Annotated in this window: 21 protein-coding genes and 1 pseudogene; all 22 read left to right on the forward strand. The window is 41.3% G+C overall.

Features of this window, described 5'->3' with window-relative positions; genetic code table 11:
• Positions 1-72: 72 nt before the first annotated feature.
• The 22 genes and pseudogenes from WMO43_RS03350 (at position 73) to pflB (ending at position 18855) form a co-directional block, all read left to right on the forward strand.
• Positions 73-543, forward strand: coding sequence for a hypothetical protein (locus tag WMO43_RS03350; protein WP_044961779.1), 471 nt, complete (start codon positions 73-75; stop codon positions 541-543).
• A 179-nt stretch (positions 544-722) separates the two neighbouring features.
• The gene (locus WMO43_RS03355; RefSeq protein ID WP_044961781.1) at positions 723-1301 is read left to right on the forward strand and encodes a hypothetical protein; all 579 of its coding nucleotides are present in this window, start codon (positions 723-725) and stop codon (positions 1299-1301) included.
• A 13-nt stretch (positions 1302-1314) separates the two neighbouring features.
• Positions 1315-2220 (forward strand): bacteriophage abortive infection AbiH family protein, encoded by a 906-nt coding sequence (locus WMO43_RS03360; protein ID WP_021651973.1) that lies wholly within the window; start codon positions 1315-1317, stop codon positions 2218-2220.
• A 167-nt stretch (positions 2221-2387) separates the two neighbouring features.
• Positions 2388-2612 carry a hypothetical protein gene (locus WMO43_RS03365; RefSeq protein WP_021651974.1) on the forward strand — a complete coding sequence of 75 codons (225 nt, stop codon included), beginning with the start codon at positions 2388-2390 and terminating at the stop codon, positions 2610-2612.
• A gap of 11 nt (positions 2613-2623) precedes the next feature.
• Complete coding sequence (locus WMO43_RS03370) at positions 2624-3370, forward strand: hypothetical protein (RefSeq protein ID WP_195956084.1); 747 nt, start codon at positions 2624-2626, stop codon at positions 3368-3370.
• Positions 3371-3395: 25 nt separating this feature from the next.
• Positions 3396-3917, forward strand: a complete 522-nt coding sequence (locus WMO43_RS14185; protein ID WP_420315148.1) for a DUF4314 domain-containing protein — start codon at positions 3396-3398, stop codon at positions 3915-3917.
• Positions 3918-3978: 61 nt separating this feature from the next.
• Positions 3979-4548 (forward strand): annotated as a pseudogene (locus tag WMO43_RS03380) (ABC transporter ATP-binding protein); the annotation flags it as partial.
• A 12-nt stretch (positions 4549-4560) separates the two neighbouring features.
• Entirely contained in the window at positions 4561-6804 is a 2244-nt protein-coding gene (locus WMO43_RS03385) for an ABC transporter permease (protein ID WP_353529930.1), read from the forward strand.
• Between the two features lie 269 nt (positions 6805-7073).
• Positions 7074-8369: a dihydroorotase gene (locus tag WMO43_RS03390; protein ID WP_353529933.1), complete on the forward strand. Its 1296-nt coding sequence runs from the start codon at positions 7074-7076 to the stop codon at positions 8367-8369.
• Positions 8366-9295, forward strand: a complete 930-nt coding sequence (pyrF, locus tag WMO43_RS03395; RefSeq protein WP_353529936.1) for an orotidine-5'-phosphate decarboxylase — start codon at positions 8366-8368, stop codon at positions 9293-9295. The genes WMO43_RS03390 and pyrF overlap by 4 nt, the downstream gene beginning before the upstream one ends.
• Positions 9296-9305: 10 nt before the next feature.
• Complete coding sequence (locus tag WMO43_RS03400; protein ID WP_353529937.1) at positions 9306-10073, forward strand: dihydroorotate dehydrogenase electron transfer subunit; 768 nt, start codon at positions 9306-9308, stop codon at positions 10071-10073.
• Entirely contained in the window at positions 10073-10978 is a 906-nt protein-coding gene (locus tag WMO43_RS03405; protein WP_353529938.1) for a dihydroorotate dehydrogenase, read from the forward strand. The genes WMO43_RS03400 and WMO43_RS03405 overlap by 1 nt, the downstream gene beginning before the upstream one ends.
• A 117-nt stretch (positions 10979-11095) precedes the next feature.
• Positions 11096-11362: a type II toxin-antitoxin system Phd/YefM family antitoxin gene (locus WMO43_RS03410; protein WP_353529939.1), complete on the forward strand. Its 267-nt coding sequence runs from the start codon at positions 11096-11098 to the stop codon at positions 11360-11362.
• The gene (locus tag WMO43_RS03415) at positions 11355-11618 is read left to right on the forward strand and encodes a Txe/YoeB family addiction module toxin (protein ID WP_353529940.1); all 264 of its coding nucleotides are present in this window, start codon (positions 11355-11357) and stop codon (positions 11616-11618) included. The genes WMO43_RS03410 and WMO43_RS03415 overlap by 8 nt, the downstream gene beginning before the upstream one ends.
• Positions 11619-11670: 52 nt before the next feature.
• Positions 11671-12345, forward strand: coding sequence for an orotate phosphoribosyltransferase (gene pyrE, locus WMO43_RS03420; protein WP_353529941.1), 675 nt, complete (start codon positions 11671-11673; stop codon positions 12343-12345).
• Positions 12346-12359: 14 nt separating this feature from the next.
• Positions 12360-12512: a hypothetical protein gene (locus WMO43_RS03425; RefSeq protein WP_177962468.1), complete on the forward strand. Its 153-nt coding sequence runs from the start codon at positions 12360-12362 to the stop codon at positions 12510-12512.
• Positions 12487-12948, forward strand: coding sequence for a VanZ family protein (locus tag WMO43_RS03430; RefSeq protein ID WP_177962467.1), 462 nt, complete (start codon positions 12487-12489; stop codon positions 12946-12948). The genes WMO43_RS03425 and WMO43_RS03430 overlap by 26 nt, the downstream gene beginning before the upstream one ends.
• Entirely contained in the window at positions 12929-13258 is a 330-nt protein-coding gene (locus tag WMO43_RS03435) for a DUF6142 family protein (RefSeq protein WP_177962466.1), read from the forward strand. Before WMO43_RS03430 ends, WMO43_RS03435 begins: the two co-directional genes overlap by 20 nt.
• A 13-nt stretch (positions 13259-13271) precedes the next feature.
• Positions 13272-13868 (forward strand): HD domain-containing protein, encoded by a 597-nt coding sequence (locus WMO43_RS03440; protein WP_353529946.1) that lies wholly within the window; start codon positions 13272-13274, stop codon positions 13866-13868.
• 20 nt (positions 13869-13888) lie between these two features.
• Positions 13889-15949 (forward strand): aminopeptidase, encoded by a 2061-nt coding sequence (locus tag WMO43_RS03445; protein WP_353529948.1) that lies wholly within the window; start codon positions 13889-13891, stop codon positions 15947-15949.
• 32 nt (positions 15950-15981) lie between these two features.
• Positions 15982-16482 (forward strand): 5-(carboxyamino)imidazole ribonucleotide mutase, encoded by a 501-nt coding sequence (purE, locus tag WMO43_RS03450; RefSeq protein ID WP_177962463.1) that lies wholly within the window; start codon positions 15982-15984, stop codon positions 16480-16482.
• 120 nt (positions 16483-16602) lie between these two features.
• On the forward strand, positions 16603-18855 hold the full coding sequence (gene pflB, locus WMO43_RS03455) for a formate C-acetyltransferase (RefSeq protein ID WP_177962462.1): 2253 nt from the start codon (positions 16603-16605) through the stop codon (positions 18853-18855).
• Positions 18856-18858 lie beyond the last annotated feature (3 nt).

Genomic DNA, 18858 nt, shown 5'->3' on the forward strand with positions numbered 1-18858 from the left:
AGGAAAACGCTGCGGTGTCTTCCTCTTCTTTGTATTAGGAGAAAATTAGGCAAAGAAGATGGGGGAGGAGCCATGTATCTTGAAACATATTCTATGGAAGAACTGATGGAGCTGATAGAAGAGAAAGGGTATTGCTCTGTGGAGGCAGTAGAAATCCTGAAAGAAATGGAACAGGCAAAAAAAGAGTATGATTTTTTACTCCGGGATTGTGAGGAAAAAGCGTGGAAAACAGACCAGGTGGTAGTTGATTATTACCGGCATCTCTTAGAAGAATTACGGAAATCGTTGCCCTATGATGCTATGGGAGGGCAGTACACAATTCCGATTTTGGTGTTACAGGAGTTCCGTAAACCGGACATTGTAGAAAAAATCAGGGATTTTATTGGTTGTCAGGCTGGATTTTCCGATCATGCTCTGTTACAGGAAATACAGAAATTTATGACCGTACATCTGGACCCGCAGGGAATTATCCTCTATATGGACGTATTGGGAAACCAGCCGGCGGCAAGGAATGTTTACAAACAGGGAGGACAAATGTGGTAAAAGAAAGAGTATTGGCGGTTCTCGACATCATTATGAAAATAAGATATAGGAAGATTATTGAAAAAGTGGTACAATAAAATATAAAGAAAAATAAGCATTAAAAGTAATATAAAAACCAAAGAAAATATGATAGGTTAATAATTTAACTTAGAAATAGAATACGAATGGAGATGTTTAAAATGGGTACATTGATACGTGAAAATAAAAGGAAAATAGCACTTAGTCTTAATATGGGTTTGTTGTTAATGGGATGTTTAATGTTAACGATTGGTGCATATCCAGCCTTATATAGTGGTGGAGCAAATGAAACACGTTTATCAATAGGAGCAACATGTATTGCATTTTGGTTTATTAGTTTTCCTGCTTTATCGAGAGAAACTAAAGAGAAAAAGATAGTTACAGTAAGCATCCATGCCATTACTGCATTTTCTGTTTTAATTATATTTTCTTGGGAGATACATTATATTCTTGTTAATTGGAAAAAAGGATCTCACTTGGGAGATATAGGATTTTGCATAGGGGGCATAATCGTGTGTTCCTATTTGTGTTATATACTTATCTCGTTCATTAAAACATTTTATTTTTTAATACAGAAGGTAAGGAGATTACTGTTTCCTAATAGTACAAATCAAAATGTTTCCAGAATTGTACATCTGCTAGAAATGGCTTCTTCGTTAATAGTATCTTTAACAGCTTTTATCGGAAGTCTAACAGCTGCTTGTGTAGCAGTGCAAACATTTTTGGAACATATTTACTAGGAGAGAAAAGAAATTGGACAGATTGGTTATTATAGGAAATGGTTTTGATCGGGCACACAATTTGCCCACTTCGTATTATGATTTTAAGGAGTATTTGAGAATATATGCTCGTGAATTTTATGAAGCTATATGTAAATATATACCAGAAGAAGAATTGTGGTTTCAATTTGAAATGGCTTTAGGCGAATTAGATAAATATCAAGTGCAAGAAGAAAATGCTTCATATTATCTTGATTATGGTGACGAAAATTGGAAAGACAGTGCTAATCATGACTTTCAATTTATGGTTGAGCAGGATTTGGCATTTGCATCTTATATTCCATATTATTTTAAGAAATGGATTGAGCAAATAGATACAAACGTTTTACCTTTGGTATCAAAGCGTATAATAAATAATACGTGTAAGATTCTAAATTTTAATTATACGGATACATTAGAAAGAGCATATAAAGTACCTGCTGAGAATATTTTATACATTCATGGAAAAGCCCTGAGCAGTAAGAAACTTGTAGTGGGACATCATGATATTTCTACTTTTCAGTACGGAGCTGTTTCTCCATTTAATGCAGCGGAAGAACATGGAATATATATACAAGATGATGATGAAGATTTTAGAATAACTGAAACAAAAGAAATCATTAAAGCCTATTTTCAAAAGACATATAAAGATACGTTTGGTATTATACAAATGAATCAAAATTTTTTTGACTCTCTTATAAATATAAATGAAATATTTATATTAGGTCATTCGTTATCTTCTGTAGATATGGATTATTTTGTTGAGATTAGAAAGAGAGTATTACATTCGTGTAAATGGTATATTTCATATTTCTCAGAAAGTGATTTAGATAATATGGAATATTTTGCAAAAAGGTTAGATATTAAAAATTTTCAGCCGGTAATGCTAAGTAATTTATAATACGATTATACAGTCAGAAAAGACTAATAAAAGAAGAGGAAAACGCTGCGGTGCCTTCCTCTTCTTTTATTTAGAAGAAAATTTAGAAAAGAAGGAAGGGGAGAAGAGCCATGTATCTTGAAACATATTTTACGGAAAGACTATGAAAAAAGCTAGCATATAATGCTATGGGAGGTCAGCACACGATTCCGATTCTGGTGTTACAAGAGTTCCGTAAACGGGATATTGTAGAAAAAATCAGGAATTTTATTGGCTGCCAGGCTGGGTTTTCTGATCATGATCTGTTACAGGAAATACAGAAATTTATTACCGTACATCTGGACTCGCAGGGAATTATCCTCTATATGGACGTACTGGGGAATTTGCCGCGTGCAAGAAATAGTTACAAGTAAGGAGGACAAATGTGGTAAAAGAAAGAGTATTAGCAGTTCCAGATACAAGCATTTTTATTGCGGAGTTGCCGGAAGCAACCAGAAATATCATACGGAAAGATTTAGAGGAACATGCAAGGGAACATCATTACCGGCTGGAATGGGACCGGGAAAGTAAAGATTATGTGGCAATGAGCCGGAGATTTTGCGATATGGAAAACATTTATACGGATACATATCTGCATTTCTGCGAGACAGGGGAAGATATAGAACCCTATGAAAAAAGCCTGAAGCGGACTATTTCTATCAGGTTGTATCAAGATGAGGTAGAAGAGCTCTGTAGGAAGTCTGGAAAAGTTGGGCTATCAATCGGTGAACTATTTGAAAACTTTGTTGCAGATTTGATTTGTGGTACACATACCAATGGTTCTGATGAACGCATGTATATTGAGCAATGGTTTGACCGGTGCTATTTCAGTATTATGCCAGAGGAAACATTTTTATCTTATCTGCTTGAAATGCGGGAGATAGACAGTGTTTTGGAATGCTGGGAAATCTTGCAGGAGTTGAAGGAGCTGGAAGAGCCGGATTGTTATGATAAAGAGGAACTGGAGATACAGCAGAACACTTTGGAAGACTATTTTCAGGAATATAGAACCTATACAAGAGAAACGACAGAAGACCAGTTGGAAGCTGCTATGGAAAAGGTGCTGGAATGGAATAAAGAAAGAGAGTATTTGTTGGAGGGAAATGTCCCAGATAAGTCTTTGGGACGGTAGCCGGATTGGAGAAAGGAAGAAAACAGTGATAAGTAATGCGGAAAGAATTGTGTTAAGAAATATGTACCCACCGGGGTGTCGGGTAGAGTTGGAAGATATGGAAGCTGATCCGTATGTAAAACTGAGTCCCGGTGATTTAGGAACCGTACAGTTTGTAGATGATGCCGGACAGATTCATGTATCTTGGGATTGCGGACACAGCCTTGCTATGGTATTTGGTGTTGATCATTGCAGATGTATTATGAGAGAGGAACGTTTGCAGGAGCTATTACAAAGAGTACAGGCTATGCCATTTGAGAGTTTGGAAAAAATGGAACTGTATATTAGGGAAAAATTATCCGGGGCTTTCCCTAAAATCAGTTTTCAGGAGAAAGAAGGGCAGGAGGCTTTTGTAGATATGGGAGTTGCTGCATTTATGAAAAAAGGTCTTGGTGTGGCAATTCAATATGAAACTGACAGCCAGCAGCACATCTTTATAAAAAAGATGGAAATGCAGGGACAGGAGTTGGAAAGGAAAAATCCTTTTCCAGTACAGAAGAAGCGATAAGAATGGTTTCTTTTAATTGCAAAAATCGACAATTTTTTTTGGATATAACTTGACAGGATAGGGAAAATCCACCTTATTGAATATTATAGGAGGAATTGAAACAGCCGATGAGGGCAGCATCATCATTGATGGCGAGACCGTAGAGAACATGAATGACAAGCAGCTTTCCCTGTACAGAAGAAAGCACTTAGGATATGTGTTCCAGTCCTACAATCTGATTCCGAATCTGACGGTAAAAGAAAATATTGAAACGGGTGCGTACTTAAGCAATGATCCACTGCCGTTGGATGATATGTTAAAAACACTCGGACTCTGGGAGCATAAGGACAAAATCCCAAACCAGCTTTCCGGAGGACAGCAGCAGAGAACAGCCATCGGAAGGGCGATCATCAAAAATCCGGACATACTGCTCTGTGATGAGCCAACCGGAGCTTTGGACTATAAGACCTCGAAAGAGATTTTAAAACTCATTGAGACCGTAAATCAGAAATTTGGAAATACCGTCATCTTAGTCACACATAATGATGCGATCCGCCATATGGCAGATCAGGTCATAAAGCTGCATGACGGACAGATCCGCCACAATGATAAGAATGAGCAGAAGATTCCTGCCGTAGATTTAGACTGGTAAGGAGGGAGCTGTATGAAAAATCCATTACATAAAAGATATCTGCGGGAGTTAAAGCAGGATGCCGGAAAATATCTGGTACTGTTTTTGTTCCTGACACTGACGATTGGATTTGTATCGGGATTTCAGGTTGCTGACAGCAGTATGACCAAGGCATATGATGAGAGTTTTGAAAAATATAAAATAGAAGACGGACATTTTACACTTGCAGTCAAAGCAGATAAGGAATTAAAGAGTAAATTAAAAAAAGAACATCTGAAACTGAGTGAAATCTTTTATAAAGATGTAGAGCGTAAAAACGAACATTCCGTGCGTATTTATACCCAAAATGACGATGTCAATAAAATCTGCGTCATGGATGGAAAATTCCCAGAGAATAAAGATGAGATCATCATAGACAGGCTTTATGCGGAAAATAATGGGATCGCTATCGGAGACAAGTTTGATGTTGACGGGAAAAAGTTTACGGTCAGCGGAGTGGCAGCATTTTCTAACTACAGTGCGTTGTTTAAAAACAATACGGATATGATGTTTGATGCTAACAAGTTTACCGTTGCCATGGTAACGAAAAAGGGCTTTGAGAGGTTTTCTGATGATGAACTGCATTATTGCTATGCATACCGCTGGAATTACCGCGGATATTCGGAGCAGAAAGCATCGGATAAGTCAGACGATGTCAAAGACATTTTAAAGGAGACCGGCTTACTGACCGATTTTGTCAAGGCAAGTGATAATCAGGCGATCACCTTTACCGGTGAGGACATGGGCGGCGATTTGGTCATGATCATTACCCTGCTCTATATCGTGATGGTCGTTCTGGCATTTGTCTTTGCCGTAACGACACGCAGTACGATAGAAAAAGAAGCATCAACCATAGGAACCCTGCGGGCACTCGGCTACACACGGGGTGAACTGATCCGGCATTATCTGACCCTGCCGATCCGGGTTACGCTGATCTCAGCAGTTATCGGAAACATTTTAGGATATACCTGTATGAAAGATGTGGTCGTAGATATTTATTATCACAGCTATTCACTTCCGACTTACGAGACGATCTGGAATACGGAAGCCTTCTGGCTGACGACCGTAGTTCCATGCCTGATCGTATTTGCGATCGTGCTGTTGATCTTAGTTTCCATGATGCATCTGCCACCGTTGCAGTTTTTACGTCACGAGCTGCGGAAAAAGAAAAAGAAAGGCGTGATACATCTGCCGGAGTTTAAATTTTTTACACGTTTCCGGCTGCGTATCGTATTCCAGAATATTTCAGCATACCTGCCCCTGTTTTTAGGTGTATTTTTTGCAAGTTTCCTGCTGTTCTTTGGCATGATGATGTCACCACTGTTACAGAACTTTAAAACAGAAGTCATCCATTCAGAAATTGCAAAGTATCAGTACATTTTAAAGGCACCTGTTCAGACAGAGACAAAGGGTGCGGAAAAATATGCAGTGATGTCCTTACAGACAGAGCGGGGCGAAGAGATCACGGTCTATGGTGTGGAAGAGGATTCTACCTATTTGAAGGATGCCAAGATCCCTTCCGGAAAAAATAAAGTGCTTCTTTCCGATGGATTTTTAGAAAAATATGGTCTGAAAGAGGGAGGAAAAGTAACCTTAGAAAAGAAATATGAGGATGATTCCTACACCTTTACCGTCAGTGGTACATATGATTATCCGGCGACCTTGTCGGTATTTATGAGTATGGAGAATTTTAACCGTATCTTCGATTATGATGAGGATTATTTTAACGGATATTTTACAGATAAAAAAATAAAGGATATTGACAGCAGCATGGTTGCATCCATTATCACACAGGATGACCTGACCGTCATTGCGGACCAGTTAGAGGATTCCATGGGCGACATGATGTGGCTGATGTGCGCATTTTCCGTATTCCTCTATGTTTTAGTCATCTATCTGTTAGCAAAAATGATCGTGGAGAAAAATGAACAGTCCATTTCCATGATCAAGATCTTAGGCTACAGTGACAAAGAGGCAGGCAGTCTCTATAACCGTGCGACAGGAGTCGTATTAGTGATATCATTGCTACTCGTCATTCCAATCTGCCACTTTACAATGATGGCAATTTACTATGTGATGATGCAGCAATTTAACGGCTGGCTGACCTACTATGTTGCTCCTTGGGTCTATCCTGCGATGATTGCGATCGGCATTGTATGCTATCTGGTCGTACATATGATCCAGATGAAGCGCATACGGAGAATCCCGATGGGACGTGCATTAAAGGATATGGAGTAAGGATAGGGAACGAAGAAATAAAAGAGAAAGATATAAAAGGATTTGATCAGAATCTTCAGAAGAACAGTACATTTCTAAAAATAGAGAGGTGCTGTTTTTCTATGTGTTTTAGAACATTCGAGTGGATTTTAAAAGAAAATTCGCACCGGCGAAATCCACAATCACGGTTGCGATACATCCTGTCACATGATACAATGAGTGCAAGCGAGAAGAACGTGCTTGCACGTTCGGTGAGCATACAGACTAGTAAAGCAAAGTGAGGAGAGGAAATGACACTTCTTATTAAAAATGGGCATGTCTTAGACCCTGCAACGGAAACAGACGAGGAAATAGACATCTTCATTGAAGATGGAAAGATTACAAAAAGAGGGAAAAAATTAAAATGTAAAGCAGAGCGTGTCATAGATGCGGCAGGCAGTTATGTCATGCCGGGATTTATTGATCTGCATGTGCATTTAAGAGATCCGGGATACGAAGAAAAAGAAACGATTGCAAGCGGAGTGCGGGCAGCGGCAAAGGGCGGTTATACGACGATCTTAGCAATGCCAAACACAAAGCCGGTCGTAGATAATGCGGACGTGGTGTCATATGTGCATAAAAAAGCAGAGAGTGAGGGACTGACCAGAGTCTTACAGGTTGGAGCAGTCACAAAAGGGCAGCAGGGAGAGAAACTTGCGGATATCAAAGGCATGGTTCAGGCAGGCAGCCCGGCGATCAGTGAAGACGGCAAATCGGTCATGCGTACCGATTTATATAGAGAAGCAATGAAGATTGCAGCAGAGTGTAAGATTCCTGTGTTAGCACACTGCGAAGATATTCATTTAGTTCAGGGCGGAGTGGTAAACGCAGATGAGATTACCCAAAAACAGGGACTTGCAGGGATTACCAATTCCGTAGAGGACGTGATTATTGCGAGAGATATTATTTTAGCAAAAGAGACAGGTGCAAGACTGCATCTTTGTCACTGTTCCACAAAGGACAGCGTTACCATGGTAAAACAGGCAAAGGCAGATGGACTTCCTGTGACGGCAGAGGTCTGCCCACACCATTTTACATTGTCTACCGAGGATATGGTACCGTATGATACCAATTATAAAATGAACCCGCCACTTCGGACAAAAGCGGACGTGGAGGCATTAAGACAGGGATTAAAAGAAGATATCATGGATGTCATTGCAACAGACCATGCTCCGCATACAAAACAGGATAAAAATCAGAGTATGCAAAAAGCACCGTTTGGAATCGTGGGCATCGAAACCGTTGCGGCGCTGACTTATAGTGAGCTGGTATTAAAGGGATATCTGACACCAATGCAGATGGCGGAAAAGATGAGTTACAATCCGGCAAAAGTCATTGGAAGTGACAGAGGCAGCTTAGAAGTTGGAAAAGATGCGGATATTGTAATCTTTAATCCGAAAAAAACATATCAGATCGATAAAAATAATTTTGCATCCAAAGGAAGAAATACACCATTTGATGGACGTACCGTAACCGGTGAGGTAGAGTATACCATTTGTGGCGGTAAGATGATATATGAAAAAGAAATGACAGGAGAAAAAGCATGATCAACAAACTTATCAGTAACATTCAAAAAACCAATGCACCAATCGTTGTAGGATTAGATCCGATGTTAAACTATGTGCCGGAACATATACAGAAGAAATCATTTGCAGAATACGGAGAGACCTTAGAAGGAGCAGCAGATGCGATCTGGCAGTTCAATAAAGAGATCGTAGATGCGACCTATGACCTGATCCCGGCAGTAAAGCCACAGATTGCCATGTATGAGCAGTTTGGTGTAGAAGGACTGAAAGCATTCCAAAAAACCGTAGATTACTGTCACGAAAAAGGTCTGGTCGTAATCGGAGATGTCAAGAGAGGAGATATCGGTTCTACCTCTGCAGCCTATGCAGTCGGACATCTGGGAAAAGTACAGGTAGGAAATACCATCTGTCAGGCATTTAATGAAGATTTTGCAACGGTCAACCCATATCTGGGAACAGATGGGATCAAACCGTTTGTAGATATATGTAAGGAAGAAAAAAAGGGATTGTTCATCCTTGTTAAGACATCAAACCCATCCAGTGGGGAATTCCAGGACCGCATCATCGACGGCAGACCACTCTATGAGTGGGTAGGGGAAAAAGTTGCCGAGTGGGGTGCAGACCACATGGGAGATTCCTATAGTTACATCGGAGCAGTTGTGGGGGCAACTTATCCGGAAATGGGAAAAGTCTTAAGAAAAGTAATGCCAAAGAGCTATATTTTAGTACCGGGCTATGGAGCACAGGGAGGAAAAGGAGCAGATCTGGTACACTTCTTTAACGAGGATGGTTTAGGAGCCATTGTAAATTCTTCCAGAGGTATCATTGCAGCATATAAGCAGGAAAAATATGCAAAATTCGGAGCCGAGCATTTCGCGGAAGCATCCAGAGCAGCCGTGATCGATATGGTGGAAGACATCAGTACAGCTTTGGAGAGAGCAAAGTAAGGAGAAGGACATGTCAGAAAAGAGCAGGGAAGAAGCAATCGTGATCCGTCAGGAGGAGATCGCAGACGGAGTATTCAGCATGTGGTTAAAGACGGATGAGATTGCAAAAAATGCAAAAGCAGGACAGTTTATTTCTGTTTATTGTAAGGACGGAAGCAGAATGCTGCCAAGACCGATCAGTATTTGTGAAATAGACAAAAAAGATGGAGCATTGAGGATTGTTTACCGTGTTGCGGGCAAGGGAACAGAAGAGTTTTCGGGTATGAGAGCCGGAATGATCTTAGATATCTTAGGACCGTTAGGAAACGGTTTTCCGAAAAAATCCAAGAAAGCAATCCTGATAGGAGGAGGGATCGGAATTCCGCCAATGTTAGAATTAGCCAAAGAACTCGAATGTGAAAAACAGATCGTATTGGGATATCGGGATGAGCTTTTTTTAACAGAGGAATTTGAAAAAGCAGGAGAAATCTATCTCGCAACCGAAGATGGAAGTATGGGAACAAAAGGAACCGTTTTAGATGCGATCCGTGTCAATGAGTTAAAGGCAGATATCATCTATGCCTGTGGACCGACTCCGATGTTAAAAGCAGTGAAGGAATATGCAAAAGAAGCAGGGATCGAATGTTGGATTTCGATGGAAGAACGGATGGCATGCGGAATCGGAGCATGCCTTGCCTGCGTATGCAAGTCCAGACATAAGGACAGCCATACGAATGTGCATAACAAACGTATCTGTAAAGAAGGTCCGGTATTTTTAGCTGAGGAGGTGGAGTTGTAATGAATCTGAAAGTAGATTTAGCAGGAGTTACCTTAAATAATCCGATCATGACAGCCTCAGGCACCTTTGGCTCCGGTGAGGAATATTCAGAATTTGTGGATCTGAACCGGTTAGGAGCAGTAGTGACGAAAGGCGTTGCAAACGTTCCGTGGGAAGGAAATCCAACTCCACGGGTAGCGGAAGTCTATGGCGGAATGCTCAACGCCATCGGATTGCAGAATCCGGGCATTGATCTTTTTGTGGAAAGAGATATCCCGTTTTTAACACAGTTTGATACAAAGATCATCGTCAATGTATGCGGAAGAACCACAGAGGACTACTGCGAAGTAGTAGAACGGTTATCCGATCAGCCGGTGGATATGTTAGAGATCAACATCTCCTGCCCGAATGTCAAAGAAGGCGGGATTGCTTTTGGTCAGGACCCAAAGGCGGTAGAAGCAATTACAAAAGAGATCAAAAAGCATGCAAAACAGCCGGTGATCATGAAGCTCAGCCCGAATGTGACGGACATCACAGAGATGGCAAAAGTGGCAGAAGCCGGCGGTGCAGATGTGTTGTCCCTGATCAATACATTAACAGGAATGAAGATCAACATTCGCAACCGGAAATTTGCACTGGCAAATAAGACCGGAGGCATGTCAGGTCCGGCGGTTCATCCGATCGCAGTACGCATGGTCTATCAGGTGGCACAGGCAGTCAACCTTCCGATCATCGGAATGGGCGGTGTGCATACGGCAGAGGATGCGATTGAAATGATGCTTGCAGGAGCAACTGCCGTGGCTGTGGGAACAGCGAATTTCCAGAATCCGCGGGCAACCATGGAAATCTTAGAAGGAATCCGAAGCTATATGGCAGAATATGAGATTTCCGATATCCGGGAATTGATCGGAGCAGTATCGGAGTAGAAAATAAAAATACGGGCACTTGACGTACAGAAAACCGTACAATATAATAAAAGTACAGAAAACTGTACAACATAAAGATGTGCAAAAATCAGTGCTGCATCGAATGGAGGTGTTATCATGTTAGCGGTCAACTATACAAATTTACGGGATAATATGAAAACGTATATGGATAGGGTAACAGATGACTATGAGACAATGATCGTAACACGGAAAGATAATAAAAACGTAGTAATGCTTTCGGAGGAAACCTATAACAATTTGATGGAAAATGTATATGTGATGGGAAATAAGGCTAATTATGACTGGCTGATGGAATCCAAAGCACAGCTTGAAAAGGGAAAATCCTCTGTTCACAATTTTGCGGAGGTGTCCACGGATGAATAAAGTTTTCACCGATAACGGATGGAAAGACTATGTTTACTGGAAGACCGAGGATAGAAAGACACTGAAGAAGATCAATCGTCTGATCGAAGATATATGCAGAAATGGCAACGAAGGCATTGGAAAACCGGAACCGTTAACCGGAAATTTAGCAGGATTCTGGAGCAGACGGATCAACGATAATGACAGGCTCATATACAAAATCGATGATGAGAATATCTATGTATTAGCTTGCAGATATCATTATAGTGACACATAAAATGAATATATAAATGCTTACGAATGGCTTGAAATAAGGAGGAAACAACAGAATGGAACAATACAAACAGGAATTTATCGAATTCATGGTAGAGAGTGATGTCTTAAAGTTTGGTGAGTTCACATTAAAGAGCGGAAGAAAATCCCCGTTTTTTATGAATGCAGGAGCTTATGTCACAGGCAGCCAGCTTCGCAGACTCGGTGAATACTATGCAAAGGCAATTCATGAGCATTACGGAGATGACTTTGATGTGTTATTCGGTCCGGCATATAAGGGGATCCCGTTAAGTGTTGCGACAACGATGGCATACAGTGAATTATATGGAAAAGATATCCGCTATTGTTCAAACCGTAAGGAAGTAAAAGACCATGGAGATACAGGAATCCTGCTTGGAAGTAAAATTCAGGATGGCGATAAAGTGGTGATCATTGAAGATGTGACAACATCCGGGAAATCCATTGAAGAGACATTTCCGATCATCCGGGCACAGGGAAAGGTAGAGATCGTAGGACTTATGGTATCTTTGAACCGCATGGAGCGGGGCAAAGGTGATAAATCCGCATTAGAAGAGATCAAAGAAACTTATGGATTTGATGCAAATGCCATTGTCAGCATGGCAGATGTGGTAGAACATCTCCATAATCGTCCATGTCAGGGAAAAATTGTCATTGACGATACATTAAAAACAGCAATTGACCAATACTATCAGGAGTATGGTGTAAAATAATTGGAGGAATGATTATGAACGAAAAAGCATATAAGACAATGAGCCGTAGTGGAGCAGGAGCACTGACCGTTGGGATCATTATGATGGTGGCAGGCTTAGTCTGCGGTATTATTGCAGTGGTAAGCGGGGCACGTTTGTTACATGACAAAAAAGAAATTATGTTTTAGATGGATTCTGTTCGGAGGATATCTGCTGCTTTTGAGTTACTTCCTGTTTTTTGCGGAAATCATGGGAAGAACCAATCTGACCAGAACCTATCATTACAATCTGGTTCCATTTTTGGAAATCAAGCGTTTTATTATCTATCGGAAGAAGCTGGGAATGACAGCAGTAGTAGTAAATCTGCTCGGAAATGTCGCGGCGTTTCTTCCGTTTGGCTTTTTTCTGCCATTCCTTAGTCAGAAAAACAGGAGTTTTGCATATGTGACACTCATCAGCTTTGAGTTCAGTCTTTTGATCGAGTGTATACAGCTGGTGTCTAAGGTGGGCAGTTTCGATGTGGATGATATGATTTTAAATACGCTGGGAGGAAGTCTCGGTTATCTTTGTTTTTGGGTTGCAAGGAAGTGGAAGAAGAGAAGAAATGAGAAAAAAGAAGAATAACAGAAGTTATAAATTTACAGAGAAGAAAAAATCCGTTCGCGGCATGATCGCCTGTGTCGGAGCAGTGATCTCCCTGCTCATATTAGCAGGAATGCTGATACAGGCAGTCACAAGTGCAGGAAACGGTGGTGCATTTTTAGGAAGTGCAGGTGTTGTTGCACTGTTTGTCGGTGTTGCATCTTTTATAGAGGCCGTACAGGCAGTGCAGGAAAAAGACACCTTCCGCTCCATTCCATATACGGCAGTCGGATTGTCGGCGGTTGCGACAGTGCTGTGGTTAGCACTTTACATGTTAGGAATTTTGTTATAAAGGAGAAGACGAAATGGATAACAAACGGCTGAAAAAGCAGATGGATTTCATTTTAGAGATGGATAAAATGAAATCCATCATGAGACAGACATATCTTGCAAATGGAGAGCGCAAGGAAAATGATGCGGAACATTCCTGGCATCTGGCTTTGATGTGCGGGATCCTTGCGGAATATTCCAATGAGCCGATCGATGTGTTAAAAACAATGAAAATGGTATTGTTACACGATGCCATAGAGATTGATGCCGGTGACACTTATGCATATGATGTGGCAGGCAACCAGACAAAAAAAGAGCGGGAGCAAAAGGCGGCAGACCGGATATTTCCGATACTCCCGGAAGATATGGCGAAAGAGTACCGGAACCTTTGGGAAGAATTTGAAGAGAGCAAAACCCCGGAGGCAAAATTTGCCCATGTGCTTGACAATGCACAGCCAATGCTTTTAAATGATGCATCCGAAGGCAAATCGTGGAGAGAACACGGCGTGAAAAAATCCCAGATCATGAAAAGGAATGCGAGAACACATGAGGGCTCCGAGGCAATCTGGGAGTATCAGAAGGAAATTATTGAACAGAATATAAAAAAAGGCAATATCATAGATGATATGTAAGGAGATATGTAGGAAGATATATGGATCAGGAATTACAAAGAGAACGATATGAATTAGTGACGGGACGCATCCGGGAGATTGCAAAAGAAGAGAGCGTACCTGCCCGCTATCAGGAGTATTTTCAAAAGACAGCATTATTTTTAGAAAAAGTAGATGAAACACTGCAAAAAAAGCAGCAGGGACTGTTAGATGCAGAGTCAGAGGAAGAGGCAAAAAAGAGAAACAAAGAGTTTTATCAGGATATTTTAGGAAAAAATTATGACACCAGTTACGCTAACCCTTCCTATGCAGTGGAAAAGCTGGGAGAGGAATTTGGCGGAGTCTTAAGTTTTCTCTATACAGAACTTCGTGCCTGCATTGGCTATGCCTATGAGGGAAGAGCAGAGGACATTACGATTTTCGGCGAGCTGTTTGTAGAGGTCTATGGAATCTTTGCGGCAGCACAGGATGAAGTAGTGGATAAAAGAGAAGTGATGCAGACTATTTACTATTTCTACCATGATTACAGTGAAACAATGGTGGAACGTAATATTTTAGAGATGATAGATCCGTCACTGGACTTTTTTACGGATATCGTGATGCATGCGGATCTGTCCGATACCCGTTATCTCTATCGTTATGGCGAGTATATCAGTGATTGCGAACTGGAGATCGCACGTTTTCTGAACAGTATGGAGGAAGAAAAAATACAGTCCATGGCAGACACCTATACCGAGGGTTACAGGCTCGGTTTTGTAAATCTCGGTGTAGATCTGTCTAAAAAGAAAACCGTGCAGATCCATTATCCGATCGGATTTGAACGCATGGTACGGGCAGCAGTGAAAAATTTTGAAAAAATGGGGTTACAGCCGACCATTTCAAGAGATCCGGTGTTATCATTGTTTAACCGCGGACATGGAAAACGCAATGCTTATGTAAAGGCAGTCAACAAACAGTATGAGTATGACCACAAGGACGATAAGGCATACTATTTTGACAAAGCATTCGTAGAGCGTCGTTTAGAAGTGCTTAGAAGTTCCTTTGAAAGCCGCAAAGAATTAGCAGGAGTCCATGCAGGTCCGGCGGTGATCGAGATCTTTGGAGAAGAGCCTTTTGAGCCGGTGAGCAAGCCGGAAAATGCACATTATAATGAAAAACAGCAGCAGTTGAATGTCTATTATATGAGCATGGCAGGACAGATCACAAACGAGTATATCAAAGGCGATGAACGGAGTTTTACGATCATCGCATATCCGATCCCGACGATCGGAGAGCAGTTCCGTGAGATCTTTGATGAGACCGTAAAGATCAATACTTTAGATTACAAACTCTATCAGTCGATACAGCAAAAGATCATTGATGTGTTAGATACCGGTGAGCGGGTGCATATCAAAGGAAGAGGTCAGAATAAAACAGATCTGACCGTAGAACTTTATAAATTGCAAGATCCGGATAAGCAGACGATTTTTGAAAACTGTGTGGCAGATGTCAACATTCCGGTAGGGGAAGTCTTTACCTCCCCGGTCTTAAAAGGTACCAACGGAAAACTGCATGTTTCACAGGTGTATTTAAACGAGCTTAACTTTTTGGATTTAGAGATGGATTTTTCTGACGGAAAGATTGTGAATTATACCTGTAAGAATTTTGAGAACGAAGAGGAAAACCGCAAATATATTCATGAAAATGTATTGAAGCACCATGATACGCTTCCAATGGGAGAGTTTGCGATTGGTACAAACACCACAGCATACTGTATGGCGAGAAAGTACGATATAGCGGCAAAACTGCCGATTTTGATCGCAGAAAAGACAGGACCTCATTTTGCGGTAGGCGATACCTGTTATTCCCATGCGGAGGACAATGCAGTCTTTAATCCGGATGGAAAAGAGATTGTTGCAAGAGATAATGAGGTTTCCCTGCAGCGAAAAGAGGATATGAGTAAAGCATATCTGAACTGTCATACGGATATTACGATCCCGTATGATGAATTAGGTGCGATCACCGTGATCCGTGCCGATGGAAGCACAGAGGACATTATTCGGGATGGAAGATTTGTAGTGCCGGGAAGTGAGGCATTAAATCAGCCACTCGATGAAATGTAAAATACAGATTTAACAAACAGGAGGAAGAAAAAATGGCAACAGTAGGAATAGTAATGGGAAGCGATTCAGACATGCCTGTTATGGCAAAGGCAGCAGAGATGCTTGACAGATTCGGGATTGATTATGAGATGAAGATCATTTCTGCACATCGTGAACCGGACATTTTCTTTGAATGGGCAAAGGGCGCAAAAGAGCGTGGAACCAAGGTGATCATCGCAGGAGCCGGAAAAGCAGCACATCTTCCAGGAATGTGTGCAGCTCTGTTTCCAATGCCGGTCATCGGAATCCCAATGAAAACGTCCGATTTAGGAGGAGTAGATTCCTTATATTCTATCGTACAGATGCCAAGTGGTATTCCGGTTGCAACAGTAGCGATCAATGGCGGACAGAATGCCGGAATCCTTGCAGCAAAGATCCTTGCAACTTCTGATGCAGCACTGCTTGAGAAGTTAGAAGCATACAGTGAAGAAATGAAAGATCAGGTAGTAGAAAAAGATAACAGATTACAGGAGACAGGTTATCAGGCATATTAATGGAAATGATTTCATCCGATAATGAGAAAAACTGTTCACTAATCATCTTGTTATTTTTTTAACAATCCGTTATAATAAATCTGCATTAGAAATACTAGCGAGAAAGGAAAGGATAACAGTATGCAGGAATTCAGTCAATGGGATGGTTTTGAAGGAAGACGCTGGAAAGAGGGCGTAAATGTCAGAGATTTTATCCAGAACAACTATACACCATATGAAGGTGATGAGTCTTTCTTAGAAGGAGCCACCGAGGCAACAGACAAGTTATGGGGCAGATTACAGGAGTTACAGAAGGAAGAGCGTAAAAAAGGCGGCGTTCTCGATATGGAGACCGAAGTAGTATCTTCCTTAACCGCTTATGGTCCTGGTTACATTGATGAAGGATTAAAAGATTTAGAGCAGGTAGTCGGTTTACAGACCGATAAACCGTTAAAACGTGCTTTTATGCCATATGGCGGAATCAAGATGGCAGAGCAGTCCTGCCGTATGTATGGCTATGAGCCAAGTGAAAAATTACATGAAATTTTTACAAAATACCATAAAACACATAACGATGCAGTGTTTGATATCTACACACCGGAGATGAAGCGTGCACGTCACAGCCACATTTTAACAGGACTTCCTGATACATACGGCCGTGGAAGGATCGTAGGCGATTACCGTCGTGTTGCACTTTACGGTATTGACTTTTTAATAGAGTCTAAGAAAAAAGACTTTGCAAAAACAGAGCGTCATGGAATGAGAAGAAAAGATTTCCAGATCCGTGAGGAGATTGCAGAGCAGATCCGTGCATTAAACGGCATGAAAGAAATGGCACAGATCTACGGATTTGATATTTCCGTACCGGCAAAAAATGCAAAAGAAGCTGTACAGTGGCTTTATTTTGGATATCTTGCAGCCATTAAGACACAGAACGGTGCAGCAATGAGCGTAGGCCGTATCTCCACATTCTTAGATATTTATATCGAAAGAGATATCAAAGCAGGAATCTTAACAGAGAGCGAAGCACAGGAACTGATCGACCATATGACCATGAAATTCCGTATGGTAAAATTCGCAAGAATCGAGTCCTATAATCAGTTATTTTCCGGTGACCCGGTATGGGCAACCTTAGAGGTTGGAGGAATCGGCATCGACGGACGTTCCCAGGTAACAAAGACCGATTACCGTTTCTTACATACATTAGAGAACATGGGACCTTCTCCGGAGCCAAACCTGACAGTACTTTATTCTTCCCGTCTGCCGGAGAACTTTAAGAAATATGCAGCTCATATTTCCGTAGAGACAAGTTCTATCCAGTATGAGAATGACGATGTAATGCGTCCGATCTGGGGAGATGATTATTCTATCTGCTGCTGCGTATCTGCAACAGAGACAGGAAAAGAGATCCAGTTTTTCGGAGCAAGAGCAAACCTTGCAAAATGCTTACTTTATGCGATCAATGGCGGAGTAGATGAGAAGAACAAAGATCAGGTAGGACCGAAGTACCGTCCGATCACTTCTGAATACTTAGACTATGAAGAAGTAATGGAAAAATACGATGCAATGATGGACTGGTTGGCAAAACTCTATGTAGAGACCTTAAACATGATCCACTATATGCATGATAAATATTACTATGAAGCAGCAGAGTTAGCATTGATCGATACCGAAGTACGCCGTACCTTTGCAACCGGTATTGCAGGATTCTCCCATGTTGTAGACTCCTTAAGTGCGATCAAATATGCAAAAGTAAAAACTATCCGCGATGAGGACGGACTGGTAGTAGACTTTGAGACAACCGGAGATTTCCCGAAATATGGAAACGATGATGAACGTGCCGATGAGATTGCCGTATGGCTTTTAGAGACCTTTATGAGAAAATTAGAAAAGGTTCACACCTACCGCGATTCCGAGGCTACGACATCCATTCTGACTATTACATCAAACGTGGTATATGGAAAAGCAACCGGAGCAATGCCGGACGGAAGAAAAGCATGGACACCGTTATCACCGGGAGCAAACCCATCTTACGGTGCAGAGACGAACGGATTATTAGCATCTTTGAACTCCGTGGCAAAACTGCCATATGAAGATGCGTTAGACGGAATTTCCAATACACAGACCATGAACCCGGATGCTTTAGGACACAGCCCGGAAGAACGTGTAGAAAATCTGACACATGTTTTAGACGGATACTTTGACCAGGGCGCACACCACTTAAATGTCAATGTATTTGGAAAAGAAAAGTTAATCGATGCAATGGAGCATCCGGAAAAAGAAGAGTATGCAAACTTTACGATTCGTGTATCCGGCTATGCAGTAAAATTCATCGACCTGACAAAAGAGCAGCAGATGGATGTTATTTCAAGAACCTGCCACGAAAGTTTATAATCT

Origin of the sequence: Maccoyibacter intestinihominis (assembly GCF_040096355.1) — a bacterium.
GTDB classification, from domain to species: Bacteria; Bacillota; Clostridia; order Lachnospirales; family Lachnospiraceae; genus Maccoyibacter; species Maccoyibacter intestinihominis.

What these genes read in the sequence shown, in the direction of transcription:
- WMO43_RS03350 (WP_044961779.1), top strand. Translation starts at nt 73, where the DNA reads ATGTATCTTGAAACATATTCTATGGAAGAACTGATGGAGCTGATAGAA.
- WMO43_RS03355 (WP_044961781.1), top strand. Translation starts at nt 723, where the DNA reads ATGGGTACATTGATACGTGAAAATAAAAGGAAAATAGCACTTAGTCTT.
- WMO43_RS03365 (WP_021651974.1), top strand. Translation starts at nt 2,388, where the DNA reads ATGGGAGGTCAGCACACGATTCCGATTCTGGTGTTACAAGAGTTCCGT.
- WMO43_RS03385 (WP_353529930.1), top strand. Translation starts at nt 4,561, where the DNA reads ATGAAAAATCCATTACATAAAAGATATCTGCGGGAGTTAAAGCAGGAT.
- WMO43_RS03390 (WP_353529933.1), top strand. Translation starts at nt 7,074, where the DNA reads ATGACACTTCTTATTAAAAATGGGCATGTCTTAGACCCTGCAACGGAA.
- pyrF (WP_353529936.1), top strand. Translation starts at nt 8,366, where the DNA reads ATGATCAACAAACTTATCAGTAACATTCAAAAAACCAATGCACCAATC.
- WMO43_RS03400 (WP_353529937.1), top strand. Translation starts at nt 9,306, where the DNA reads ATGTCAGAAAAGAGCAGGGAAGAAGCAATCGTGATCCGTCAGGAGGAG.
- WMO43_RS03405 (WP_353529938.1), top strand. Translation starts at nt 10,073, where the DNA reads ATGAATCTGAAAGTAGATTTAGCAGGAGTTACCTTAAATAATCCGATC.
- WMO43_RS03410 (WP_353529939.1), top strand. Translation starts at nt 11,096, where the DNA reads ATGTTAGCGGTCAACTATACAAATTTACGGGATAATATGAAAACGTAT.
- WMO43_RS03415 (WP_353529940.1), top strand. Translation starts at nt 11,355, where the DNA reads ATGAATAAAGTTTTCACCGATAACGGATGGAAAGACTATGTTTACTGG.
- pyrE (WP_353529941.1), top strand. Translation starts at nt 11,671, where the DNA reads ATGGAACAATACAAACAGGAATTTATCGAATTCATGGTAGAGAGTGAT.
- WMO43_RS03425 (WP_177962468.1), top strand. Translation starts at nt 12,360, where the DNA reads ATGAACGAAAAAGCATATAAGACAATGAGCCGTAGTGGAGCAGGAGCA.
- WMO43_RS03430 (WP_177962467.1), top strand. Translation starts at nt 12,487, where the DNA reads ATGACAAAAAAGAAATTATGTTTTAGATGGATTCTGTTCGGAGGATAT.
- WMO43_RS03435 (WP_177962466.1), top strand. Translation starts at nt 12,929, where the DNA reads ATGAGAAAAAAGAAGAATAACAGAAGTTATAAATTTACAGAGAAGAAA.
- WMO43_RS03440 (WP_353529946.1), top strand. Translation starts at nt 13,272, where the DNA reads ATGGATAACAAACGGCTGAAAAAGCAGATGGATTTCATTTTAGAGATG.
- WMO43_RS03445 (WP_353529948.1), top strand. Translation starts at nt 13,889, where the DNA reads ATGGATCAGGAATTACAAAGAGAACGATATGAATTAGTGACGGGACGC.
- purE (WP_177962463.1), top strand. Translation starts at nt 15,982, where the DNA reads ATGGCAACAGTAGGAATAGTAATGGGAAGCGATTCAGACATGCCTGTT.
- pflB (WP_177962462.1), top strand. Translation starts at nt 16,603, where the DNA reads ATGCAGGAATTCAGTCAATGGGATGGTTTTGAAGGAAGACGCTGGAAA.